The sequence below is a fragment of the Thauera linaloolentis 47Lol = DSM 12138 genome, assembly GCF_000310205.1.
Lineage (GTDB): Bacteria > Pseudomonadota > Gammaproteobacteria > Burkholderiales > Rhodocyclaceae > Thauera > Thauera linaloolentis.
The window spans coordinates 1-17,732 of sequence record NZ_AMXE01000011.1; the positions used below are offsets into that span (position 1 = coordinate 1).

At 67.4% G+C, this 17,732-nt stretch carries 17 protein-coding genes; 14 read left to right on the forward strand and 3 right to left on the reverse strand.

Annotated features, from left to right (window positions below; translation table 11 throughout):
• Positions 1-94: 94 nt before the first annotated feature.
• Genes C666_RS05050 through C666_RS05060 form a run of 3 tightly spaced genes read right to left on the reverse strand, consistent with a single transcriptional unit; the run spans position 95 to position 4,439 of the window.
• A complete protein-coding gene (locus tag C666_RS05050; RefSeq protein WP_004334721.1) occupies positions 95-748 on the reverse strand; it encodes a response regulator in 654 nt (217 codons plus the stop codon).
• Entirely contained in the window at positions 745-1,875 is a 1,131-nt protein-coding gene (locus C666_RS05055) for an ATP-binding response regulator (RefSeq protein ID WP_004334723.1), read from the reverse strand. The genes C666_RS05050 and C666_RS05055 overlap by 4 nt, the downstream gene beginning before the upstream one ends.
• Positions 1,872-4,439: an ATP-binding protein gene (locus tag C666_RS05060; RefSeq protein ID WP_004334726.1), complete on the reverse strand. Its 2,568-nt coding sequence runs from the start codon at positions 4,437-4,439 to the stop codon at positions 1,872-1,874. Before C666_RS05060 ends, C666_RS05055 begins: the two co-directional genes overlap by 4 nt.
• A 376-nt stretch (positions 4,440-4,815) precedes the next feature.
• Between C666_RS05060 and C666_RS05065 the strand changes: the two genes are divergently transcribed.
• From C666_RS05065 to menA, 14 genes are all read left to right on the forward strand, one after another.
• A complete protein-coding gene (locus C666_RS05065; RefSeq protein WP_154666233.1) occupies positions 4,816-5,274 on the forward strand; it encodes a hypothetical protein in 459 nt (152 codons plus the stop codon).
• Positions 5,275-5,530: 256 nt separating this feature from the next.
• Positions 5,531-7,813, forward strand: coding sequence for a Sec-dependent nitrous-oxide reductase (gene nosZ, locus C666_RS05070; protein ID WP_004334732.1), 2,283 nt, complete (start codon positions 5,531-5,533; stop codon positions 7,811-7,813).
• A 93-nt stretch (positions 7,814-7,906) separates the two neighbouring features.
• On the forward strand, positions 7,907-8,215 hold the full coding sequence (locus C666_RS05075) for a c-type cytochrome (RefSeq protein WP_004334733.1): 309 nt from the start codon (positions 7,907-7,909) through the stop codon (positions 8,213-8,215).
• Between the two features lie 92 nt (positions 8,216-8,307).
• A complete protein-coding gene (locus C666_RS05080; RefSeq protein ID WP_004334735.1) occupies positions 8,308-9,024 on the forward strand; it encodes a c-type cytochrome in 717 nt (238 codons plus the stop codon).
• Positions 9,025-9,103: 79 nt separating this feature from the next.
• Positions 9,104-10,105, forward strand: a complete 1,002-nt coding sequence (locus C666_RS05085) for a hypothetical protein (protein ID WP_004334737.1) — start codon at positions 9,104-9,106, stop codon at positions 10,103-10,105.
• Positions 10,106-11,512 carry a nitrous oxide reductase family maturation protein NosD gene (gene nosD / locus C666_RS05090; protein ID WP_004334738.1) on the forward strand — a complete coding sequence of 469 codons (1,407 nt, stop codon included), beginning with the start codon at positions 10,106-10,108 and terminating at the stop codon, positions 11,510-11,512. It abuts the gene before it with no gap.
• Positions 11,505-12,374, forward strand: a complete 870-nt coding sequence (locus tag C666_RS05095; RefSeq protein WP_004334740.1) for a 4Fe-4S dicluster domain-containing protein — start codon at positions 11,505-11,507, stop codon at positions 12,372-12,374. Before nosD ends, C666_RS05095 begins: the two co-directional genes overlap by 8 nt.
• Positions 12,371-13,348 carry a NapH/MauN family ferredoxin-type protein gene (locus tag C666_RS05100; RefSeq protein WP_004334743.1) on the forward strand — a complete coding sequence of 326 codons (978 nt, stop codon included), beginning with the start codon at positions 12,371-12,373 and terminating at the stop codon, positions 13,346-13,348. The genes C666_RS05095 and C666_RS05100 overlap by 4 nt, the downstream gene beginning before the upstream one ends.
• 42 nt (positions 13,349-13,390) lie before the next feature.
• On the forward strand, positions 13,391-14,242 hold the full coding sequence (locus tag C666_RS05105; RefSeq protein WP_004334745.1) for an ABC transporter ATP-binding protein: 852 nt from the start codon (positions 13,391-13,393) through the stop codon (positions 14,240-14,242).
• 1 nt (position 14,243) lies between these two features.
• Positions 14,244-14,771, forward strand: a complete 528-nt coding sequence (locus tag C666_RS05110) for a nitrous oxide reductase accessory protein NosL (protein WP_004334748.1) — start codon at positions 14,244-14,246, stop codon at positions 14,769-14,771.
• Positions 14,768-15,598, forward strand: coding sequence for an ABC transporter permease (locus C666_RS05115; RefSeq protein ID WP_245603949.1), 831 nt, complete (start codon positions 14,768-14,770; stop codon positions 15,596-15,598). Before C666_RS05110 ends, C666_RS05115 begins: the two co-directional genes overlap by 4 nt.
• Complete coding sequence (locus C666_RS05120; RefSeq protein ID WP_245603950.1) at positions 15,595-16,089, forward strand: TlpA disulfide reductase family protein; 495 nt, start codon at positions 15,595-15,597, stop codon at positions 16,087-16,089. Before C666_RS05115 ends, C666_RS05120 begins: the two co-directional genes overlap by 4 nt.
• Positions 16,086-16,811 (forward strand): class I SAM-dependent methyltransferase, encoded by a 726-nt coding sequence (locus tag C666_RS05125; protein WP_004334756.1) that lies wholly within the window; start codon positions 16,086-16,088, stop codon positions 16,809-16,811. Before C666_RS05120 ends, C666_RS05125 begins: the two co-directional genes overlap by 4 nt.
• On the forward strand, positions 16,781-17,719 hold the full coding sequence (gene menA, locus C666_RS05130) for a 1,4-dihydroxy-2-naphthoate octaprenyltransferase (protein ID WP_154666234.1): 939 nt from the start codon (positions 16,781-16,783) through the stop codon (positions 17,717-17,719). Before C666_RS05125 ends, menA begins: the two co-directional genes overlap by 31 nt.
• Positions 17,720-17,732 lie beyond the last annotated feature (13 nt).

Sequence of the window (17,732 nt, forward strand, 5' to 3'; positions counted from 1 at the left end):
GCGCCTGGCTGGCGCTGCTGCCGCGCCGCGCGGCGGCGGGAGGTGCGGCGCGGCCTTGATGCCGCGCGCGTGGCGCGGGTGTTTCGGCGACTCGTCAGCCGGGCAGCGGCGCGTCGGTGATCAGGTGATGCTGGACGGCGTAGCGGACCAGCTCCGCCGTGTTGCCGAGGCCCATCTTCGCCTGGATGTTGGCCTTGTGGGTGCTGACGGTCTTCACGCTGAGGTTGAGCCGCCGCGCGATCTCGGAGACGCCCAGGCCTTGCACGAGCATGAGGAAGATCTGGTAGTTCCTGTCGGTGAGGCGGTTGTGCGGCAGTTGCGTATGGCGCCCCTGGAGGATGTCGCGGGTCAGGTTCTCGGCCACGCTCTGCTTGATGAACAGCCCGCCGCCGACGATCTTGCGGATGGCTTCGGCAAGCAGCGATTCGGCGTTGTCCTTGCACAGGTAGCCGGATGCGCCGGCTTTCAGGGCGCGTACCGCATAGATGTCTTCCTTGTACATGCTCAGGATCAGGATGGGCAGGCGCGGGAATTCGTCCTTGACCTGCTTGATGAGTTCGAGGCCGTTGCGGCCGGGCATGTTGAGGTCGAGCACGGCGGCGTCCCACTCGCCGCTGCGCAGCGCGACCATCGCCTCGGCGCCGTCGCTGGCCTCGCCGCCGACGATGATGTCGGGCGAGTCGCTGAGGATGTGCTTGAGCCCCGCGCGCAGGATGTCGTGGTCGTCGGCGATGAGTATGCGGATCATCGTGTGCCTCCAGTGGTCAGGGGCAGGGTGGCGGAAATGCGGGTGCCGTGGCTGCCGTCGACGTTCATGTCCCCGCCCAGCATGCTGACCCGCTCGGACATGCCGAGGAGGCCAAACCCCCTTCTCGGCGCACGGTGGTCGAAGCCGCTGCCGTCGTCCTGCACCAGGAGGTGCAGCCGCCCCTCCGCTTCCTCGAGCCGGATCTCGACATGGCTCGCCCCGGCATGGCGGGAGACGTTGGTCAGCGCCTCCTGCACGAAGCGGAACACGGCGATCGACTGGTTCGCGTCGAGGTCGTATTCGTCGCGGTCGGCCTGGAAGGTGCAGGCGATGGCCCAGCGTTCCTCGAACTGCCGGGCCAGGTGCTCGAGCGCCGCGTTCAGCCCGAGGACGTCGAGCATGCCGGGGCGCAGGCCCTCGGAGATGCGGCGCAGGGATTCGATGGTGCGTTCGACCAGCGCGTGCGCGGCGCCGATCCGTTCGTTGCAGAGCCCCCCGGCCTCGCCGCATTTCTTGCGGAGCCAGGCGAGGTCGATGCGCAGGGCCGTCAGGGCCTGCCCGAGTTCGTCGTGCAGTTCGCGCGCGATCGAGGTGCGCTCGCCTTCGCGCACGTCCTGCAGGAAGCGGGTGAGTTCGCGCAGGCGCTCCTGCGAATGCCTCAGCGCGCATTCGGAGCGGCGCAGTTGCTCGGTGCGCTCGTCGACCCGCTCCTCGAGCCGGGTCTGCAGGCGGAACAGTTCGATGTGGGTGCGCACGCGGGCGAGCACTTCCTCGGGCTGGAAGGGCTTGGCGACGTAGTCCACCGCGCCGAGCGAGAAGCCCTTCACCATGTCTCCCGTCTCGTGCAGCGCGGACAGGAAGATGACGGGGATGTCGCGCGTCTGCGGGTCCTGCTTGAGCAGGCGGCAGAGTTCGTAGCCGTCCATGCCCGGCATGCGCACGTCGAGCAGGATCAGCTCGGGCGCGCGCGCGCGCGCCGAACGCAGCGCCATGCGCCCGTCCTGCGCCGCGCGCACCCGGTAGCCCGCGCCCGACAGCAGGTCGCCCAGGAGGTTGAGCGAGCCCACCGTGTCGTCGACGATGAGGATTTCGGCCTGGCCCAGAGGTGTCGCCGCCGTTGCCGTCATGATTGGTTCCCTTCCAGGTCCAGCAATTCCCAGAGCTGCCGGTAGCGGCATTCGGTGGACAGCGGGAGCAGCACGCCGGCGAGTTCGGGGACGCGTTCCACGGCGGCCTCGATCGCCGCGCCGATCTCCTCGCGGTTCAGCGAGATCGCGGCGTTGACGAGCCTGTCGCGCTCCGCGGGCGGCAATGCCTCGAGCAGCGCCCCCGCGTCCTGCGGCGCGGTGCGGGGCGGCGTGCTACAGTCGGGCTGCCGGCGCGCGAGGACGCTGTCGATCAGGTGCAGCAGTTCGGTTTCGTCGAAAGGCTTGCTGAGGAAGGCGTCGGCGCCCGCTTCGAGCGATGCGGCCCGGCTTTCGGCCAGCGCGTTCGCGGTCAGCATGATGATCGCGGGGCGCCGCGCGCCGAGCACCGCGGCGCGCCGGAGGAGCTCGATGCCTTCGCCGTCGGGCAAGTACCAGTCGAGCAGGACGAGGTCGAAGGCGCGGCTGTCCACCGCCGACCAGGCCTGTTCGAGGGTGGCGGCCTCGTCGACGCCGAAGCCGACCGGTTCGAGGATCGCGTGTGCGAGCATCCGCCCTTCCGGATTGTCGTCCACCACCAGGACCGAGGCCGCGCGTCCGGGGCCGCCCGCCGGCGGCGGTGCTTCGGCGCCTCGCGGCTGCGCGCCGTCGGCCACCGGGACGGTGATCGTGAAGTGGAATTCGGCGCCTTCGCCGAGGCGGGAATCCACCGCCAGCTCGCCGCCCATCATGCGCACGTAGCGCCGGCTGATGGTCAGCCCCAGGCCGGTGCCGGCGCGATGGACGGAGCCGACCTGCTCGAAGGACGAGAAGATGCGCTGCTGGTCGTCCGGCCGGATGCCGATGCCGGTGTCGCGGACGCTGAAGCGAAGCTGCTGCGACACGTCCGAGACGGTGCGCGCGCTGGCGCGCAGGGTGATCGTGCCGCGCTCGGTGAACTTGACCGCGTTCGACAGCAGGTTGAGCAGCACCTGGCGCAGCATGCCGGGGTCGATCATCACCCGCGAGGGAAGGGACTCGGCGGCCAGGTGCAGGCGCAGCCCCTGTTCCTCGGCGCGCAGGCGCATCATCTCGGTGACCTGTTTCAGTAGCTCGAACAGGTCGACTTCCTCCTGGCGCATCGTCATCTTGCCCGACTCGATCTTGGAGAGCTCCAGGATGTCGTTGATCAGCGTGAGCAGATGCTGTCCTGAGTGGTTGATGATGGCCAGCGTGCGCCGGTTGTCCGGCGAGAGCGAGACGTCCTTTTCCATGAGCTTGGAGAAGCCGATCACCGCGTTGAGCGGCGTGCGCAGTTCGTGGCTCATGTTGGCGAGGAAGGTGGACTTGCTGCGGTTGGCCGCTTCCGCCTGGTCGCGCGCGACGGTGAGCTCCCCGGTCCGCTGCCGCACGAGTTCCTCGAGGTGTTCGCGGTGGTCCGCAAGCTCGCGCTCGTTCCGTTTGCGCAGGGAGATGTCCGAGAAGATCGAGATGTAGCGCCGGGTGCTGCCGTCGGCCAGCCGCAGCGCCTGGATGGAGATTTCCTCGGGATAGGCTTCGCCGGTCTTGCGCCTGTTCCAGATCTCGCCGCGCCAATGGCCGTCGCGGCGCAGCTGTTCCCACAGCCGGGCGTAGAAGGCGTCGTCGTGCATGCCCGACTTGAGCATCCGCGGGTTGGCGCCGATGACTTCGTCGCGCCGGTAGCCGGTGATGTCGCAGAAGGCATCGTTGACCCACAGGATCGTCCCGTCCGGGTTGGTGATGACCGCGCCTTCGGCCATCGCGGCGAAGGCCATCTCGTTCTCGCGCCGCTCCTGGTCCTGGCGGAACAGTTCCCATGCGCGGCGGCGGGAGGTGCGATAGAGCAGGGCGATGATGGACAGGCCGAGCAGCCAGATGATCCCGTGCCAGTACTGAATCGAGCGCCAGGCCGGTTCCTGCGCCGCGCGGTAGCTGTTGAGATCGATGGAGATGCTGGCGCCGCCGCGCAGCCCGCCGACCGGAATCAGGGTGTCACGATGGCACTCCAGGCATTCTTCTTCCATCCGCATCGGGATCATGACCCGCATCAGCCCGTGTCCGCCGCGCCGCGGCAGGGTCTCGGTGATGATGGATGCCCCTTTCTCCAGTTCCTCGAGGGCCTTGCTTTCCCATTCGTCGGCGATGTTGTCGCGGTTGTGCAACTGCCTGGAGGTGAGGCGCTCGTTGAGCCCCGATTTCTGGTTGGACATGTCGTGGATCGCCAGCAGCAGGTGCATCGGCGTGACCAGGACCAGGTCGAGCGGTTCATTGAGCCGGGTGACGGCGGTGACGCGCTGTTCGTGATCGAGCGAATTGAGCGTGGGGACGTATTTCTCGCGGATGAAGACGCCCTCGACCGACGAGGCCCATTCGCGAATCGTCATGTCCTTTTTCAGGCTGGCAATGGCCGCAATGCGCGCCAGCTCGGCCGCGGTGCGATTAAGTTGTTCGCGCTGGGTAATCAGCGAGGCGAGAACGAGGACGGTCCACACGACCGTGATCAGCACGACCCCTTTGAATACGGCGGGAGGGTGGAAATTGTCCATGCAATGCTTTTGCGGGCGGTTCTCGTCGTCACGGCGCGAAATGGCCAGGCGGACTTTGCGCTCCTTCGTGTTAATCGTCAAATACAAGCAATTCATGATGTAGCCCGCCGCGCAAGGAATTCCGCGGCTCGCGGCGCGCGCTTAGGAATATTCCTAGGCCGTCCAGGATTATTTGACGGACCATTTTCAGCCATCATGACCTGACGGCCGCCGCCGCGCGTGGGCACAATAAGCCGGCGGGAATTATCGACTGATGACGCGCGTGAATAATTTCGCGCCCGAATATCATCGGCATGGAAATGCCGATGCATTCCGGCGCGGCGGCGGAGTGGACATGGAGGATGGGCGAGGGCGGGGCGCCATGCGCAAGGCGGGCATGAAGCGCATGCGATGGGGCCTTGCCGCGGTGTCGGCAATGATTGCCGCGGGGGCATGCCATTTCTGGCTCGGGCCGGTGCTGTTTCCGCGGCCCGATCTCGTCGTGGCGCCGGAACCGGGGTGCGACCTGCAGCGCAGCGCCTGCGTCACCGAGGTGGCGCCGGGGGCGGTCGAGGTCCGGTTCGAGCCCCGCCCCATTCCGTCCGCGCGCCCTTTCCGCGCCCGCGTGATGGCGAAAGGCCTGTCCGTGCGCAAGGTCGAGATCGATTTCTCCGGCACCACCATGGACATGGGCTTCAACCGCACGGTGCTCGCCGTCGCCGGCGACGGAAGCCATGCCGCAGAGGTGGTGCTGCCGGCATGCATCAGCGGCCCGATGGAATGGCGCGCGACGTTCGTTCTCCATGGCGGGGACCGCCGCATCGTCATTTCCCACGTTTTTCAAAGCGGTGAATGAGTCCGGCCGCCCGTGCATTGACCGATCGGCGCGAATGCAATAGGGCCGGCGGCCGGCCCGAATGTCCGAACGCGCCATAGGATTATTCCTATCCCGCCTCTCCCTTATTCCGGTCGTCGATATCAGGATTCGTCACCTGTCCATTGCCTGGCGCGCGGCGCAGAATTCACCTCGAGAACACCGGGTAATGGTGTTTGCATTGCAGGAAAGGGCGACGGAAGAAAATGAATGCAGCTCTTCTTTTAGGAGAATCGATATGAAAGGCCTGGCGATCAAGGCAACGGCGACGTTGCTGGCGACGGTGATCGGGGCGGGCGCGGCATGTGCCGCGGAATCTCTGCAGGATGTCGTGAAACGGCGCAATCTGACCCAGCAGGATCTGCTCGCTGCGGCGAAGACTTATACGCCCAGCGGGGGGCGGGATGAATTCCTCGCCTTCAGCTCGGGCGGCCAGTCGGGGCAGATGCTGGTGTATGGCGTCCCGTCGATGCGGATCCTGAAATACATCGGCGTATTCACTCCGGAGCCGTGGCAGGGCTATGGCTATGACGAGGAATCCAAGAAGGTGCTCGCCGGCGGCCGTATCGACGGCAAGGACATCACGTGGGGCGATACCCACCACCCGGCGATTTCCGAGACCAATGGCGAATACGACGGCCAGTTCCTGTTCATCAACGACAAGTCGAACCCGCGCCTGGCGGTGCTCGATCTGCGCGATTTCGAGACCAAGCAGATCGTCGTCAACCCGATCATGAAGTCGGAGCACGGCGGCGCCTTCGTCACGCCGAACACCGAGTACGTCATCGAGGCTTCGCAGTACGCCTCGCCGCTGGAGAACCAGAAGTTCCACCCGCTCGAAGAGTTCAACGAGAAATACCGCGGCGCGATCACCTACTGGAAGTTCGACCGCGAAGCGGGCCTGTTGAAGGCCGACCAGTCGTTCTCGCTCGAGCTTCCGCCGTATTCGCAGGACCTTTCCGACGCCGGCAAGCTGGGCTCGGACGGCTGGTCCTTCACCAACAGCTTCTGCACCGAACGCTATGTGGGCGGGATCGAGAAGGGGCGCCCGCCGTATGAGGCCGGCTGCTCCGCCAAGGACACCGACTACATGCACGTGATCAACTGGCGGAAGGCCGCGGAGATCGCAAAGGACGACAAGAACGTCAAGGTCATCAACGACCACCGGGTGATCCCGATGGAAGTGGCGATCCGCGAAGGCATCCTGTTCCTGATTCCCGAGCCGAAGAGCCCGCACGGCGTCGACGTCACGCCGGACGGCAAGTACATCGTGGTGGCCGGCAAGCTCGATACCCACGTGTCGGTGTATTCCTTCGACAAGATCATGGCGGCGGTCAAGGCGCAGCGCTTCGAGTCCAAGGATCCGTACGGCATTCCCGTCATCGGCATGAAGGATGCGCTGCATACCCAGGTGCAACTGGGCCTCGGCCCCCTGCATACCCAGTTCGACTCGAAGCAGTGCATCGCCTACACCTCGCTCTACGTGGACAGCATGGTGGCGAAGTGGAACTTCTGCGAAGGCAAGCTGCTGGACAAGCTGGCCATCCACTACAACATCGGCCACCTGATGACGATGGAGGGCGATACGACCAAGCCGAAGGGCAAGTACCTGGTGGCGCTCAACAAGCTGTCGATCGACCGCTTCAACCCGGTCGGCCCGCTGCACCCGCAGAACCACCAGCTCATCGACATCAGCAACGACAAGATGCAGCTGCTCTATGACATGCCGCTGCCGCTCGGCGAGCCGCACTACGTGGTCGGGATCGACGCCAGCAAGCTCAAGCCCGCCGTGCGCTACAAGGTCGGCACCAACAGCCGCACCGACGAGCAGCACCCAGGCAAGGTCCGCGCAGGCGAGGAGAAGGTCGTCCGCAACGGCAACAAGGTCGAGGTGTACGGCACGCTGATCCGCTCGCACATCACGCCCGAAACCATCGAGGTCGAGCAGGGCGACGAGGTCACGATATTCCTCACGAACCTCGAGCGCGCCCAGGACGAGACCCACGGCTTCACCGTGTCGACCTACAACGTGCATGCGTCGGTCGAGCCGGGCAAGACCGTCTCGGTCAAGTTCACCGCCGACAAGGAAGGCGTGTATCCGTACTACTGCACCGAGTTCTGCTCCGCGCTCCACCTCGAGATGCAGGGCTACCTGCTGGTCAAGCCGAAGGGCTGGAAGCCGTCCGCGACCGCCACGCTGGCCGCCGCCAACTACACCGAGACCGACTACAAGAACACCTTGAAGAAGGTCGTGGATACGCAGGCGGTCATCGACCAGGTCGTCGGCTACATCACCTCGGTCAACTACAAGGCCTACCCGGAAGTGGCGGCGCTGATGGAAGACGCCACCGACCAGCTCGGCAAGACCGCCGACGCCAAGGCCAAGCACGAGGCCGCCGCCGCCCGGCAGGACTGGGAGCAGGCGAACCTGTGGGCCGAGCAGGTATGGCAATACCAGGTCAAGGCGGCCGATATCGGCCTGCGCGCCAAGACCTTCCTGGAGCAGAAAGGCGCCAAGTGATCCACGCCCCCCCGGGCCGGGCGCCCGGGCGGCTCCAGCCGGGGAGGGCGGCCAGCGGCCCCCGCCCCGGCACCTGACAAGGAATGAATCCCGATGAAACCGATCGTTGCCCTGCTGCTCGCGGCCGTTGCATCCGCGCCGGCGCTTGCCGCTCCGGATGGCGCGAAGCTGTACATGGAAAAGACCTGTAACGCCTGCCACGGCGCCGATGCCAGGAAGGCGCTGCTGCCGAGCTATCCCAGGCTCGCCGGCCAGAACGCGGCCTACGCCGAGCAGCAGATGAAGGACATCAAGAGCGGCGCGCGCGACAACGGCCAGACCGCAGCGATGAAGGGCGTCATGCATCTCGTCAACGACGAGGAGATCAAGGCGATCGCGACCTGGCTCGAAAGCCTGAAGTAAACCCGGCCCTGGCGCGTCGCGAGCCGCAACGCGCCAGGGCGAATCATCCGGCGGGGCGCTCCCGCCGCCCTGCACCAGAAGAGGATCGAATCATGAAGACAAGAATTCTGCTCGCCGCCGTTCTCTCCGCAAGCGTCGCCTTCGCCGGGCCGCCCGCGCCGAAGAAGGAAGGCATCGAGGGCCAGGGCTACGTCTGGAACGCCCAGGAGGGCGAGAAGATCGAGGCGCTGAAGCTCAAGGGCGACGTCACGCGCGGCGAGGAAGCCTACGAGGTCTGCGGCGCCTGTCACCTGCCTTCCGGCGCCGGACGTCCGGACGGCACCTTCCCGCAGCTCGCCGGCCAGCACACGACCGTGCTGATCAAGCAGATGGCCGACATCCGCGCTGGCCTGCGCGACAACCCGACGATGTACCCGTTCGCCGCGACGCTGATCGACCCGCAGGAGCTGGCCGACGTCTCCGCCTACATCGAGAACCTGTGCATTCCGACCGACCACGGCAAGTACGAAGGCGCGGATGCCGCGCTGCAGGTCGCCAAGGGCAAGGACCTGTACGAGAAGCAGTGCAAGGAATGCCATGGCGGAAGCGGCGAGGGCGACAAGTCCAAGTTCTATCCGGTCATCGCCGGCCAGCACTACAAGTACCTGCTGCGCCAGATGACCGAGATCCGCGACGGGCACCGCCGCAATGCCAATCCCGACATGGTCAAGGTGATCAAGCCCTATACCGACGATCAGCTGGTGGCCATTTCGGCCTACCAGGCGAGCCTGAAGATGCCGGGCGCGATGTGCGGCGACGGCAAGAAGTAGGCCGCCCGCAGTCACGCCCAGCCCGGGTCCGTGGATGGACCCGGGCCGTCCCACCCCCTCCTTGCGACCGGAGCTCAGAATGTCCGCAACACAAAGCAAGAACGGCCTGATTGCAAGCCTTGTGCTGGTGGCCCTCGTGGCGATGGTCGCCGCCTACTTCGCGCCGATCTGGTGGGTTTCGCTCACCGCGCCGAACTACCCCGAGGATGCCTTCCCGGACGGCATCCGCATCCACTTCCATTTCGACGGCGTACACAATGGCTGCACCACGCCGCCCAAGACCTCCCGCCTGGCCGCCGAGACCATGGCCGAGGACATGGGCGAGGGCACGGGGCGCTACAACCCCATCCTCTCCGAGCAGACCACGCTGACGGGCAAGGCGACGGCGCTTGATTGCGTTCACGAGATGAACACGATCAACCACTACGTCGGCATGTACCCGATCGCCACCGGCGGCCCCGTCGAGACCCGGCTTTCGAAGTTCTTCATCGGCTTCTTCGCGGTGATGCTGGCCGGGTTCGCGGTGCGCAACCGGAAGGCCCGACTCGGTATCCTCGGCCTGGGCTTCGGCGCGCTCGCGGTGTGGATGATCGTCGACCAGTTCGTGCTGGGCAGGCTCGCCGCCCATGTCGACCACTACGTCAAGGAGTCGGCCACCTTCTTCAACGAACCGGAGCGCATCGCGGCCTGGGGCAGCAATGTGGCGATGATCTCCAAGGCCGCCATCTTCGGCCTGATCGCGGCCATGGCGGTGGTGGTCGCGGGCGTCGCGAAGTTCCGCTCCTTCGAGCTGCTGCTCGCGCTGATCCCCGCGCTGCTGCCGCTGTTCTACCTGATCGAGTATTCGGGCTGGCTGTGGTTCTTCGGCCACAACCTGCACCCGTGGGGCGCGTTCACGGTCAAGCCCTTCATGCCCACCGTGTTCGGCGAGGGCAAGGTGGCCCAGTTTTCCACCTTCTCCTATCCGCACTGGGGCTACGCCCTGCTGGTGGTGGTCTTCCTGTGCCTGATGCTCGCCCTGCTGCTGCGCCGCAAGCAACTGCGCGAGGAACTGCCGCGGGGCGATGCCCGGCAAGGATGAATGGCCGTGAGCACGTTCGTGAGCACCCTTCGCCGGCTGGCATGGCTCGCCGCGGCGGCGGCCCTGGCGCTGCATGCCGCCACGGCGCGCGCGGCCGGCGAGGACGAGGAGCACGGCGCCGGGCCGGGGGCCGGGGCCGACTTCTCCACCGCGCCGAGGGTCGACGTGCACAAGCCCGTCGAGCTGATCCCGCTCTACCTGCGCGCCAAGCGCATCCACGGCCTGCAGCCCTTCCAGGAACTCGTCGACAAGGCGCCCGAGGGCAGCGTGCTCGCGGTGCCCGCCGGACACTACGCCGGCCCGGTGCACCTGAAGAAGCGGCTGAGCATCGAGGGCCAGGGCGAGGTCGTGATCGACGGCGGCGACAAGGGCACGGTGTTCGTCGTCGAGGCCAATGGCGCGGTCCTGCGCAACCTGACGATCACCGGCTCGGGCGAATCCCACGACTCCGACGATACCTGCCTGAACATCCGCGGCCACGGTAACCTGATCGAGAAGCTGAAGATTGCCGACTGCCTGTTCGGCATCGACCTCAAGCAGGCCGACCGCAACATCGTGCGCGGCAACACGGTGCGCTCGAAGGATTTCGAGCTCGGCGTGCGCGGCGACGGCATCCGGCTGTGGTACAGCAATGACAACCTGATCGAGGACAACCTCGTCACCGACACGCGCGACATGGTGGCGTGGTATTCGCACCGCAACATCTACCGCGGCAACGAAGGGCGGCGCAGCCGCTACTCGATCCACTTCATGTTCGCCAACGACAACGTCGTCGAGAACAACCGCTTCTACGACAACGCGGTCGGCGTGTACTTCATGTACATGGAGGGCGGCGTGGCGCGCAACAACGTCATCTCCCACGCCACCGGTGCCACCGGCATGGGGTTGGGCTTCAAGGAGTCCTCGGACATCCTGATCGAGAACAACGAGGTCATCTACTGCGCCGTCGGCGTGGGCTCGGACCTCTCGCCCTTCCAGCCCGACACCACGATCCGCTTCGTCGGCAACCGCTTCGCTTTCAACGGCATCGCCATCCAGCTTACCAGCGAGCTGGGCGGCAACGAACTGCTCGGCAACACCTTCGAGGGCAACCTGACCGACGTGTTCCAGGGCGGCCGGGGTGGGGGCGTGAAGAACCGGTGGGTGGGCAACTACTTCGATACCTACCAGGGCTTCGACCGCGACGGCGACGGCCATGGCGACACCCCGCACGAAGACTATGCCTATGCCGACCGGCTCTGGATGGAAATTCCCAACGCGCGCTTCTTCAAGGCGTCGCCCGTCCTCGAACTGCTCGATTTTCTCGAACGCCTCGCGCCGTTCTCGGCCCCGGGCCTCCAGGCCAGGGACGAAGCGCCCCTGTACGCCAGGCCGGAGCGGCCGATCAAAGGAAGGACCCATGAGTGAAACGAAAAAACCGCCCGCCGCGCCCGCCGCTTCCGCCAAGGGAAGCGTGCCGGTCTCGCGCGAGCGCCAGCGCCAGGGCCGGCGCAAGACCCTGCGCACCCTGCTGCTGACCGGCGGTGTGCTGGGCGCGGGCCTGTCGGGCTATCTGCCGCTGGTCTATGCGCGCACCAGCCGGCTGCGGCCGCCCGGCGCGCTGGATGAAAAGGCCTTCCTGCAGTCCTGCATCAAATGCGGGCAGTGCGTGCAGGTCTGCCCGGTCGACGCGATCAAGCTCGCCGATCTGGTGGACGGCTTCGGCGTCGGCACGCCGTACATCGACGCCCGCGCACAGGCCTGTGATTTTTCCTGTGATGCGGTGCAGTGCGTCCTCGCCTGTCCGACCGGCTCGCTGACCTACCACAAGCCCGCCTTCCTGCCGGTGCGCGAGGGGGCGGCGCTGCCGCAGAAGCCGACGCTGATCGCGAAGATGAACGACCCCGAGCCCACGCTCAACCTCACCGAGCGCATGGGCGTGGCGCGCCTCGCCCGGCCCGAGTCCTGTCTCGCGATGAGGGGCGAGGGTTTCAAGGGCCAGGCGCGCGGCGCCGGCTTCGAGGGCCGGATGCGCTATGCCGCCGTGGACCGCTGGAACCCCATCCGGGTGGCGGACCACCCCTACGACCTGCCGCTGTGCGACCTGTGCATGCGCGAATGCCCGATTGCCGGCGCGATCTCGCTGGAGAAGTTCACCGGCGCCGACGGCAAGGTGCGCGCGCGGCCGGTCGTGCACGAGAACTGCGTCGGCTGCGGCGTCTGCGAGATGATCTGCCCGACCGAAGCCGCCTCGATCACCATCGTCCCGCGCGAGGTGTGGCAATCATGAGCAAGCTGCTGACACGCCGCTACATCGACCAGATCAAGGTGATGTTCGGCAAGGAACCCGCGAAGCCCACGGAGATTTCTCCCGCGGCGCAGAAGATCCACTTCTACAAGAAGAACAACCGCGACGAGATCGCCGAACTCAAGCACCAACGCGCGCACGAGAAGCCGAGCCATAAATGGCGCAACCGGCGCTGGGCGACGCTGATCCTGGCCAACCTGCTGTTTGTGGCCTCGTACTGGCTCGACATCCAGGTCCTCGAGGGCGCGTTGACCGCTTCGCGCTTCGTCGGCTTCCACATGGCCGACCTCAACTCGGCGCTGCAGGTGATGCTGGCGCACAAGCACATCATCACCAACCTGCTGATCGGCACCGGCACGGTGCTGATGCTGTGGGCGCTGCTCGGCGGGCGCACCTTCTGTTCCTGGGTCTGCCCCTACCACCTGCTGGCGGAGTGGGCGGAGAAGGCGCACCTCTACCTGGCGAAGAAGAAGCTCGTCACCGACCAGCCGATCGACCGCCGCCTGCGCACCGTGTTCTGGATCGTGTTCGCGCTGCTCGCGGTGCTGACCGGCTATACCGTGTTCGAGTCGATCTCGCCCACCGGCATCCTGTCCCGCGCGCTGATCTACGGCGCCGGCCTATCGGTCCTGTGGGTGGCGGCGCTGCTCGTGTTCGAGATTTTCTTCTCGCGCCGCGCCTGGTGTCGCTACGCCTGCCCCATCGGCCTGACCTACGGCGTCGTCGGCATCCTGTCGCCCGTCCGCATCAAGTACACGCTCGAAGGCTGCTTCCACGAAGGCGACTGCCGCAAGGTCTGCCTCGTCCCGCACGTGCTCGACACCGTCATCAAGGGCCGGGCCATCGAGCCCGAGGTGCCGCTCGGCCCCGATTGCACGCGCTGCGGGCTGTGCGTGGACGCGTGCCCGACGGGCTCGCTGAGCTACGACGTCAAAGGGCTGTCGAGGCTGCTGTGAGCGTTCCGTCCATCCACCCCGCGGCATGACCGGAGGCAAGCCATGATCCGACTGGAAAACGTCACGAAAACCTTTCGCGGCGCGCGCGTGCTCGACGGCATCTCGCTGGAGATCGGGCTCGGCGAGCGCATCGCGCTGATCGGCTCGAACGGCGCCGGCAAGACCACGCTGATCCGCTGCCTGCTCGGCGAATACGTCCATGACGGCCTGATCACCATCGACGGCCTCGATCCGCGCCGGGAACGCGCGCGCGTGCTCGGCCAGATTGGCTTCGTGCCGCAGCTGCCGCCGCCGCTCAGGATGCCGGTCGGCCGCCTGATCGACTTCGCCGCCAGCCTGTGCGGCACGGCGCCCGGCCGCATCGAGGATATCGCCGAGCGCCTGGGCCTGCACGTCGACGCGATCCGCTCGCGGCCGTTCGTGCGCCTGTCCGGCGGCATGAAGCAGAAGCTGCTCATCGCGCTCGCGCTCGGCCGCGATGCGCGGCTGCTGTTCATGGACGAGCCGGCGGCGAACCTCGACCCCGAGGCGCGCAAGATCTTCTTCGAACTGCTCGCCGGGCATGCGGACCATGCCGCGATGCTCATTTCCAGCCATCGCCTGGACGAGGTGGCGTCGCTCGTCAACCGGGTGGTGGAGATGGACATGGGGCGCGTGGTGCTCGACGACGCCCTCGCCGGGAGCGTCGAGCTGGGCAGCGTGCTCGCCTGCCGCATCGTGCTGAAGCACTTCGAGCCGGCCTTCGCCAAGACGCTCGACGGCTGGCGCTTCGCCGCCGATGCCGAGCGCCTGGTGTGGCGGGGCGCGGTCGCGGCGCCCGACCGGCTGCGCTTTCTCGGTGCGGTGGCGCGCTACGCCGGCCTGTTGAGCCATTTTTCGCTGGGAGAACACTGACATGTGCGATGCGCACTCCTCTCTCCACGGCGCCGCGCCCCGGCTGCGGCGCCGCGCCTTCCTCGCGCGGGCGGGCGTGGCCCCGCTGCTGCTCAGCCCGCTTGCCGGCCTGCTCGCCGCCTGCGGCAAGGGCGGCTGGCCCGACGGCATGGCCCCGATCCGCTGGGACCGCGATACCTGCATCCGCTGCAAGATGGTGATCTCCGACCGCCGCTTCGCCGCCGAACTGCGCGGCGGCCCCGCCGGCACCGTGTTCAAGTTCGACGACATCGGCTGCCTGGTCTTCTGGCTGCAGGAGCAAGCCGAGGCCCATCCGTGGATGGCGGCCGCCGACACCCGCATGTGGGTCGCCGACTTCGCCAGCCCGAGCCGCGAGGCGATGCGCTGGCTCGATCCGCGGCAGGCGCGCTACGTCGCGCGCAGCTCGCCGATGGGCTACAACTTCGCCGCGCTGGCCGAGGCCGAGGCCGAGGCGGATGCCGTCGATTACGGGCAGATGCGGCAGCGCACGCTGTCGAGGGGACGATGATGAAACAACTGTTCCTCACCGCCCGGCTCGACATCGCCGAATCGCTGCGCGCGCGCTGGTTCCTGATCTACACGCTGGTGTTCGGCGGCATCATCGTGCTGCTCTTCGTCTTCGGCCTGACCGAGTCGCGCGTGCTGGGCTTCATCGGCCTGTCGCGCCTGCTGGTCACTTACATCCAGCTCACGATGGCGATCCTGCCGATCTTCGTCCTCATCACCACGGTGCGCTCGGTGGCCGGAGACCGCGAGGCGGGCGTCTTCGAGTACCTGCTGGCCCTGCCGGTGCCGCTCGGCGCCTGGTTCTGGGGCAAGATCATCGGGCGCTACGCGGTGATCTTCGCGCCGGTCGTCCTCGCCATGGGCGGCGCGGTGCTGTGGGGGCAGTTCGACGGCATCGAGATCCCGTGGGCGATGTTCGGCTACTACACTGCGCTGATCGCGGTGATGGCACTGTGCTTCCTCGGGATCGGCATGCTGCTCTCGTCCGTCGCCCGCAGCACCGACATGGCCCAGGGTGCGGCCTTCCTGGTGTGGCTCGCGCTGCTGCTCTTTCTCGACCTGATCCTGCTGGGCGTCATGATCCAGGGGAGGATCGACCCCGAACTGGCGGTGGCGATTGCGCTGCTGAACCCGCTGCAGGTGTTCCGCACGGCCGCGCTCGCCATGTTCGACCCGCAGCTCATCGTGCTCGGGCCGGCCGCCTACGTGATTCTCGACATCTTCGGCGAGGCGGGCTTCCGCGTCTTCGCCATCGCCTATCCGGCGGCGCTGGGCATCGGCTCGGCGCTGCTCGGCTACCATTTCTTCCGCAGGGGGGACCTACTGTGAAACGGCTTGCCAGACGCTTCCTTCTTCCATTGCTCATGGCGTGCAGCGCGGCCGCCGCCGCGGCCGACGCGGATGCGCTGTTCGCGGCCGCGCTGACGGGCACCGATGGCCGGCCGGCCGCGCTTGCCGAATACCGGGGCAAGCCGCTGCTGGTCAATTTCTGGGCGCGCTGGTGCCCGCCGTGCCGCAGCGAGATGCCCGAGCTGGCGGCTCTTCAGGCCGAATACGGCGCGCAGGGGCTCACCGTGCTGGGCATTGCCATCGACGACGATCCGGTTGCGGTGAGGGAGTTCCTGGCCGCCTACGACATCGGCTATCCGGTCGCCCTGGGGCGGGACACGGGCATCGGGTTGATGCAGTCGCTGGGCAACGCGTCCGCCGGGCTTCCGTTCACGCTGGCGATCGACCGCGAGGGCGGGGTGCTCCTGCGCAAGCTCGGCGCATTCGGCAAGGACGACTTCCACGGCGTCGCGCAGGAGCTGATGCGATGACGCCGGAGACGCCGGCTTCGGCGAGCTTCGGCGGGACGGCGGTTTCCCCCGGCGAGCGGCGCAGGCGCATCCGCGGCGTCTTCGAGGCGATCGCGCCGCGCTACGACCTGATGAACGACCTGATGAGCTTCGGCATCCACCGCCTGTGGAAGCGCACGCTCGCCAGGCGCTGCGAGGACTACCGCGGGATCGTCGTCGATCTGGCCGGCGGCACCGGCGACATGGCCGCGCGGCTGTGCGCGGAGGGGCGCACGGTGATCGTGTGCGATCCCTCGTGGGCGATGATGTCCGTGGGCCGCCGGCGCGGCATCCCCGCCGTGTGGAGCGCCGGCGAAGCCGAACGCCTGCCTTTCGCCTCCGCCAGCGTGGACCTCCTGACCCTTTCCTTCGGCCTGCGCAATACCACCGAAATCGGCGCCGCGCTTGCCGAGATCCACCGCGTGCTCAAGCCCGGCGGCTGCTTCGCCTGCCTGGAGTTCTCACGCCCGGCGTGGTGGCTCGCGCCGGTGTACGACCGCTATTCGCGCCTCGTCATCCCCCGGCTCGGCGCCGCCGTGGCCGGCAGGCCCGAGGCTTATACTTACCTGATCGAATCCATCCGGCGCTTCCCCGATCAGCAGGCCCTGGCCGCGACCTTGTCGGCGACCGGCTTCCAGTCCGTCCACTGGGAAAACCTTTCTTTCGGCATCGCATGCATACACTACGCGAGACGTTCCCCCTGAGCCGTTCCGCGCCGTCGCGCGGCATGCGCGTCGCCCGCGTCTGGTGGACGGCCATCCGGCCGCGCACGCTCGGCATCGCGATCGCGCCGGTGGCGGTCGGGACCGCCCTCGCCGTGGCCGATGGCGCACGGATCGACTGGCTCGTGCTGCTGGCGACACTGGCGAGCGCGCTCCTGATCCAGATCGGCACCAATCTCCACAACGACGCGGCCGATTTCGAACGCGGCACGGACGGTCCGCGCCGCGTCGGGCCGCTACGCGTGACTGCCGCCGGGTTGGCGAGCCCGGCCGCGGTCAAGCGCGGCGCCGTTCTCGCCTTCGCCGCCGCGCTCGCCCTCGGCGGCTATCTGGTGGCGGTGGGCGGCGGCGTCATCCTGGTCATCGGCTGCGCCTCCTTGCTGGCGGGCTGGGCCTATTCGGGCGGGCCGAGGCCGATTTCGCACACGCCGCTTGGAGAGTCGTTCGTGCTGTTCTTCTTCGGCGTGCTCGCGGTGTGCGGCAGCCACTGGCTGCAGGCGCGGGCGTTCTCCCCGCTCGGGGTGGCGGCGGGGATCGCGGTCGGCGCGCCCTTTGCCGCCGTCTTGCTGGTGAACAACTTCCGCGACCTGGAAACCGATCTGCTGAGCGGGCGGCGGACCCTGGCCGCCCTGCTCGGTCGCGCCGGCTGCATGCGGGCCTATGTGTTGCTCGTCCTGCTGCCGCTGCCGCTGCTCGGCTCCATCGCGCTTGCCGGCCGCCCCGGCGTGCTGCTGGGCCTGCTCGCGATGCCGGCCTTCGCGCGCCTGGCGGTCCGTTTCCGGGCCGCTTCCGGCCAGGGGTTCAATGCCGTGCTGGCCGGCACGGCATGCCAGGGCAGCTGGCTGGGGCTGGCGATGGCTGCCGGCATCCTGTCCGCGCACCTGCTCTAGCGGACGCCGCCGG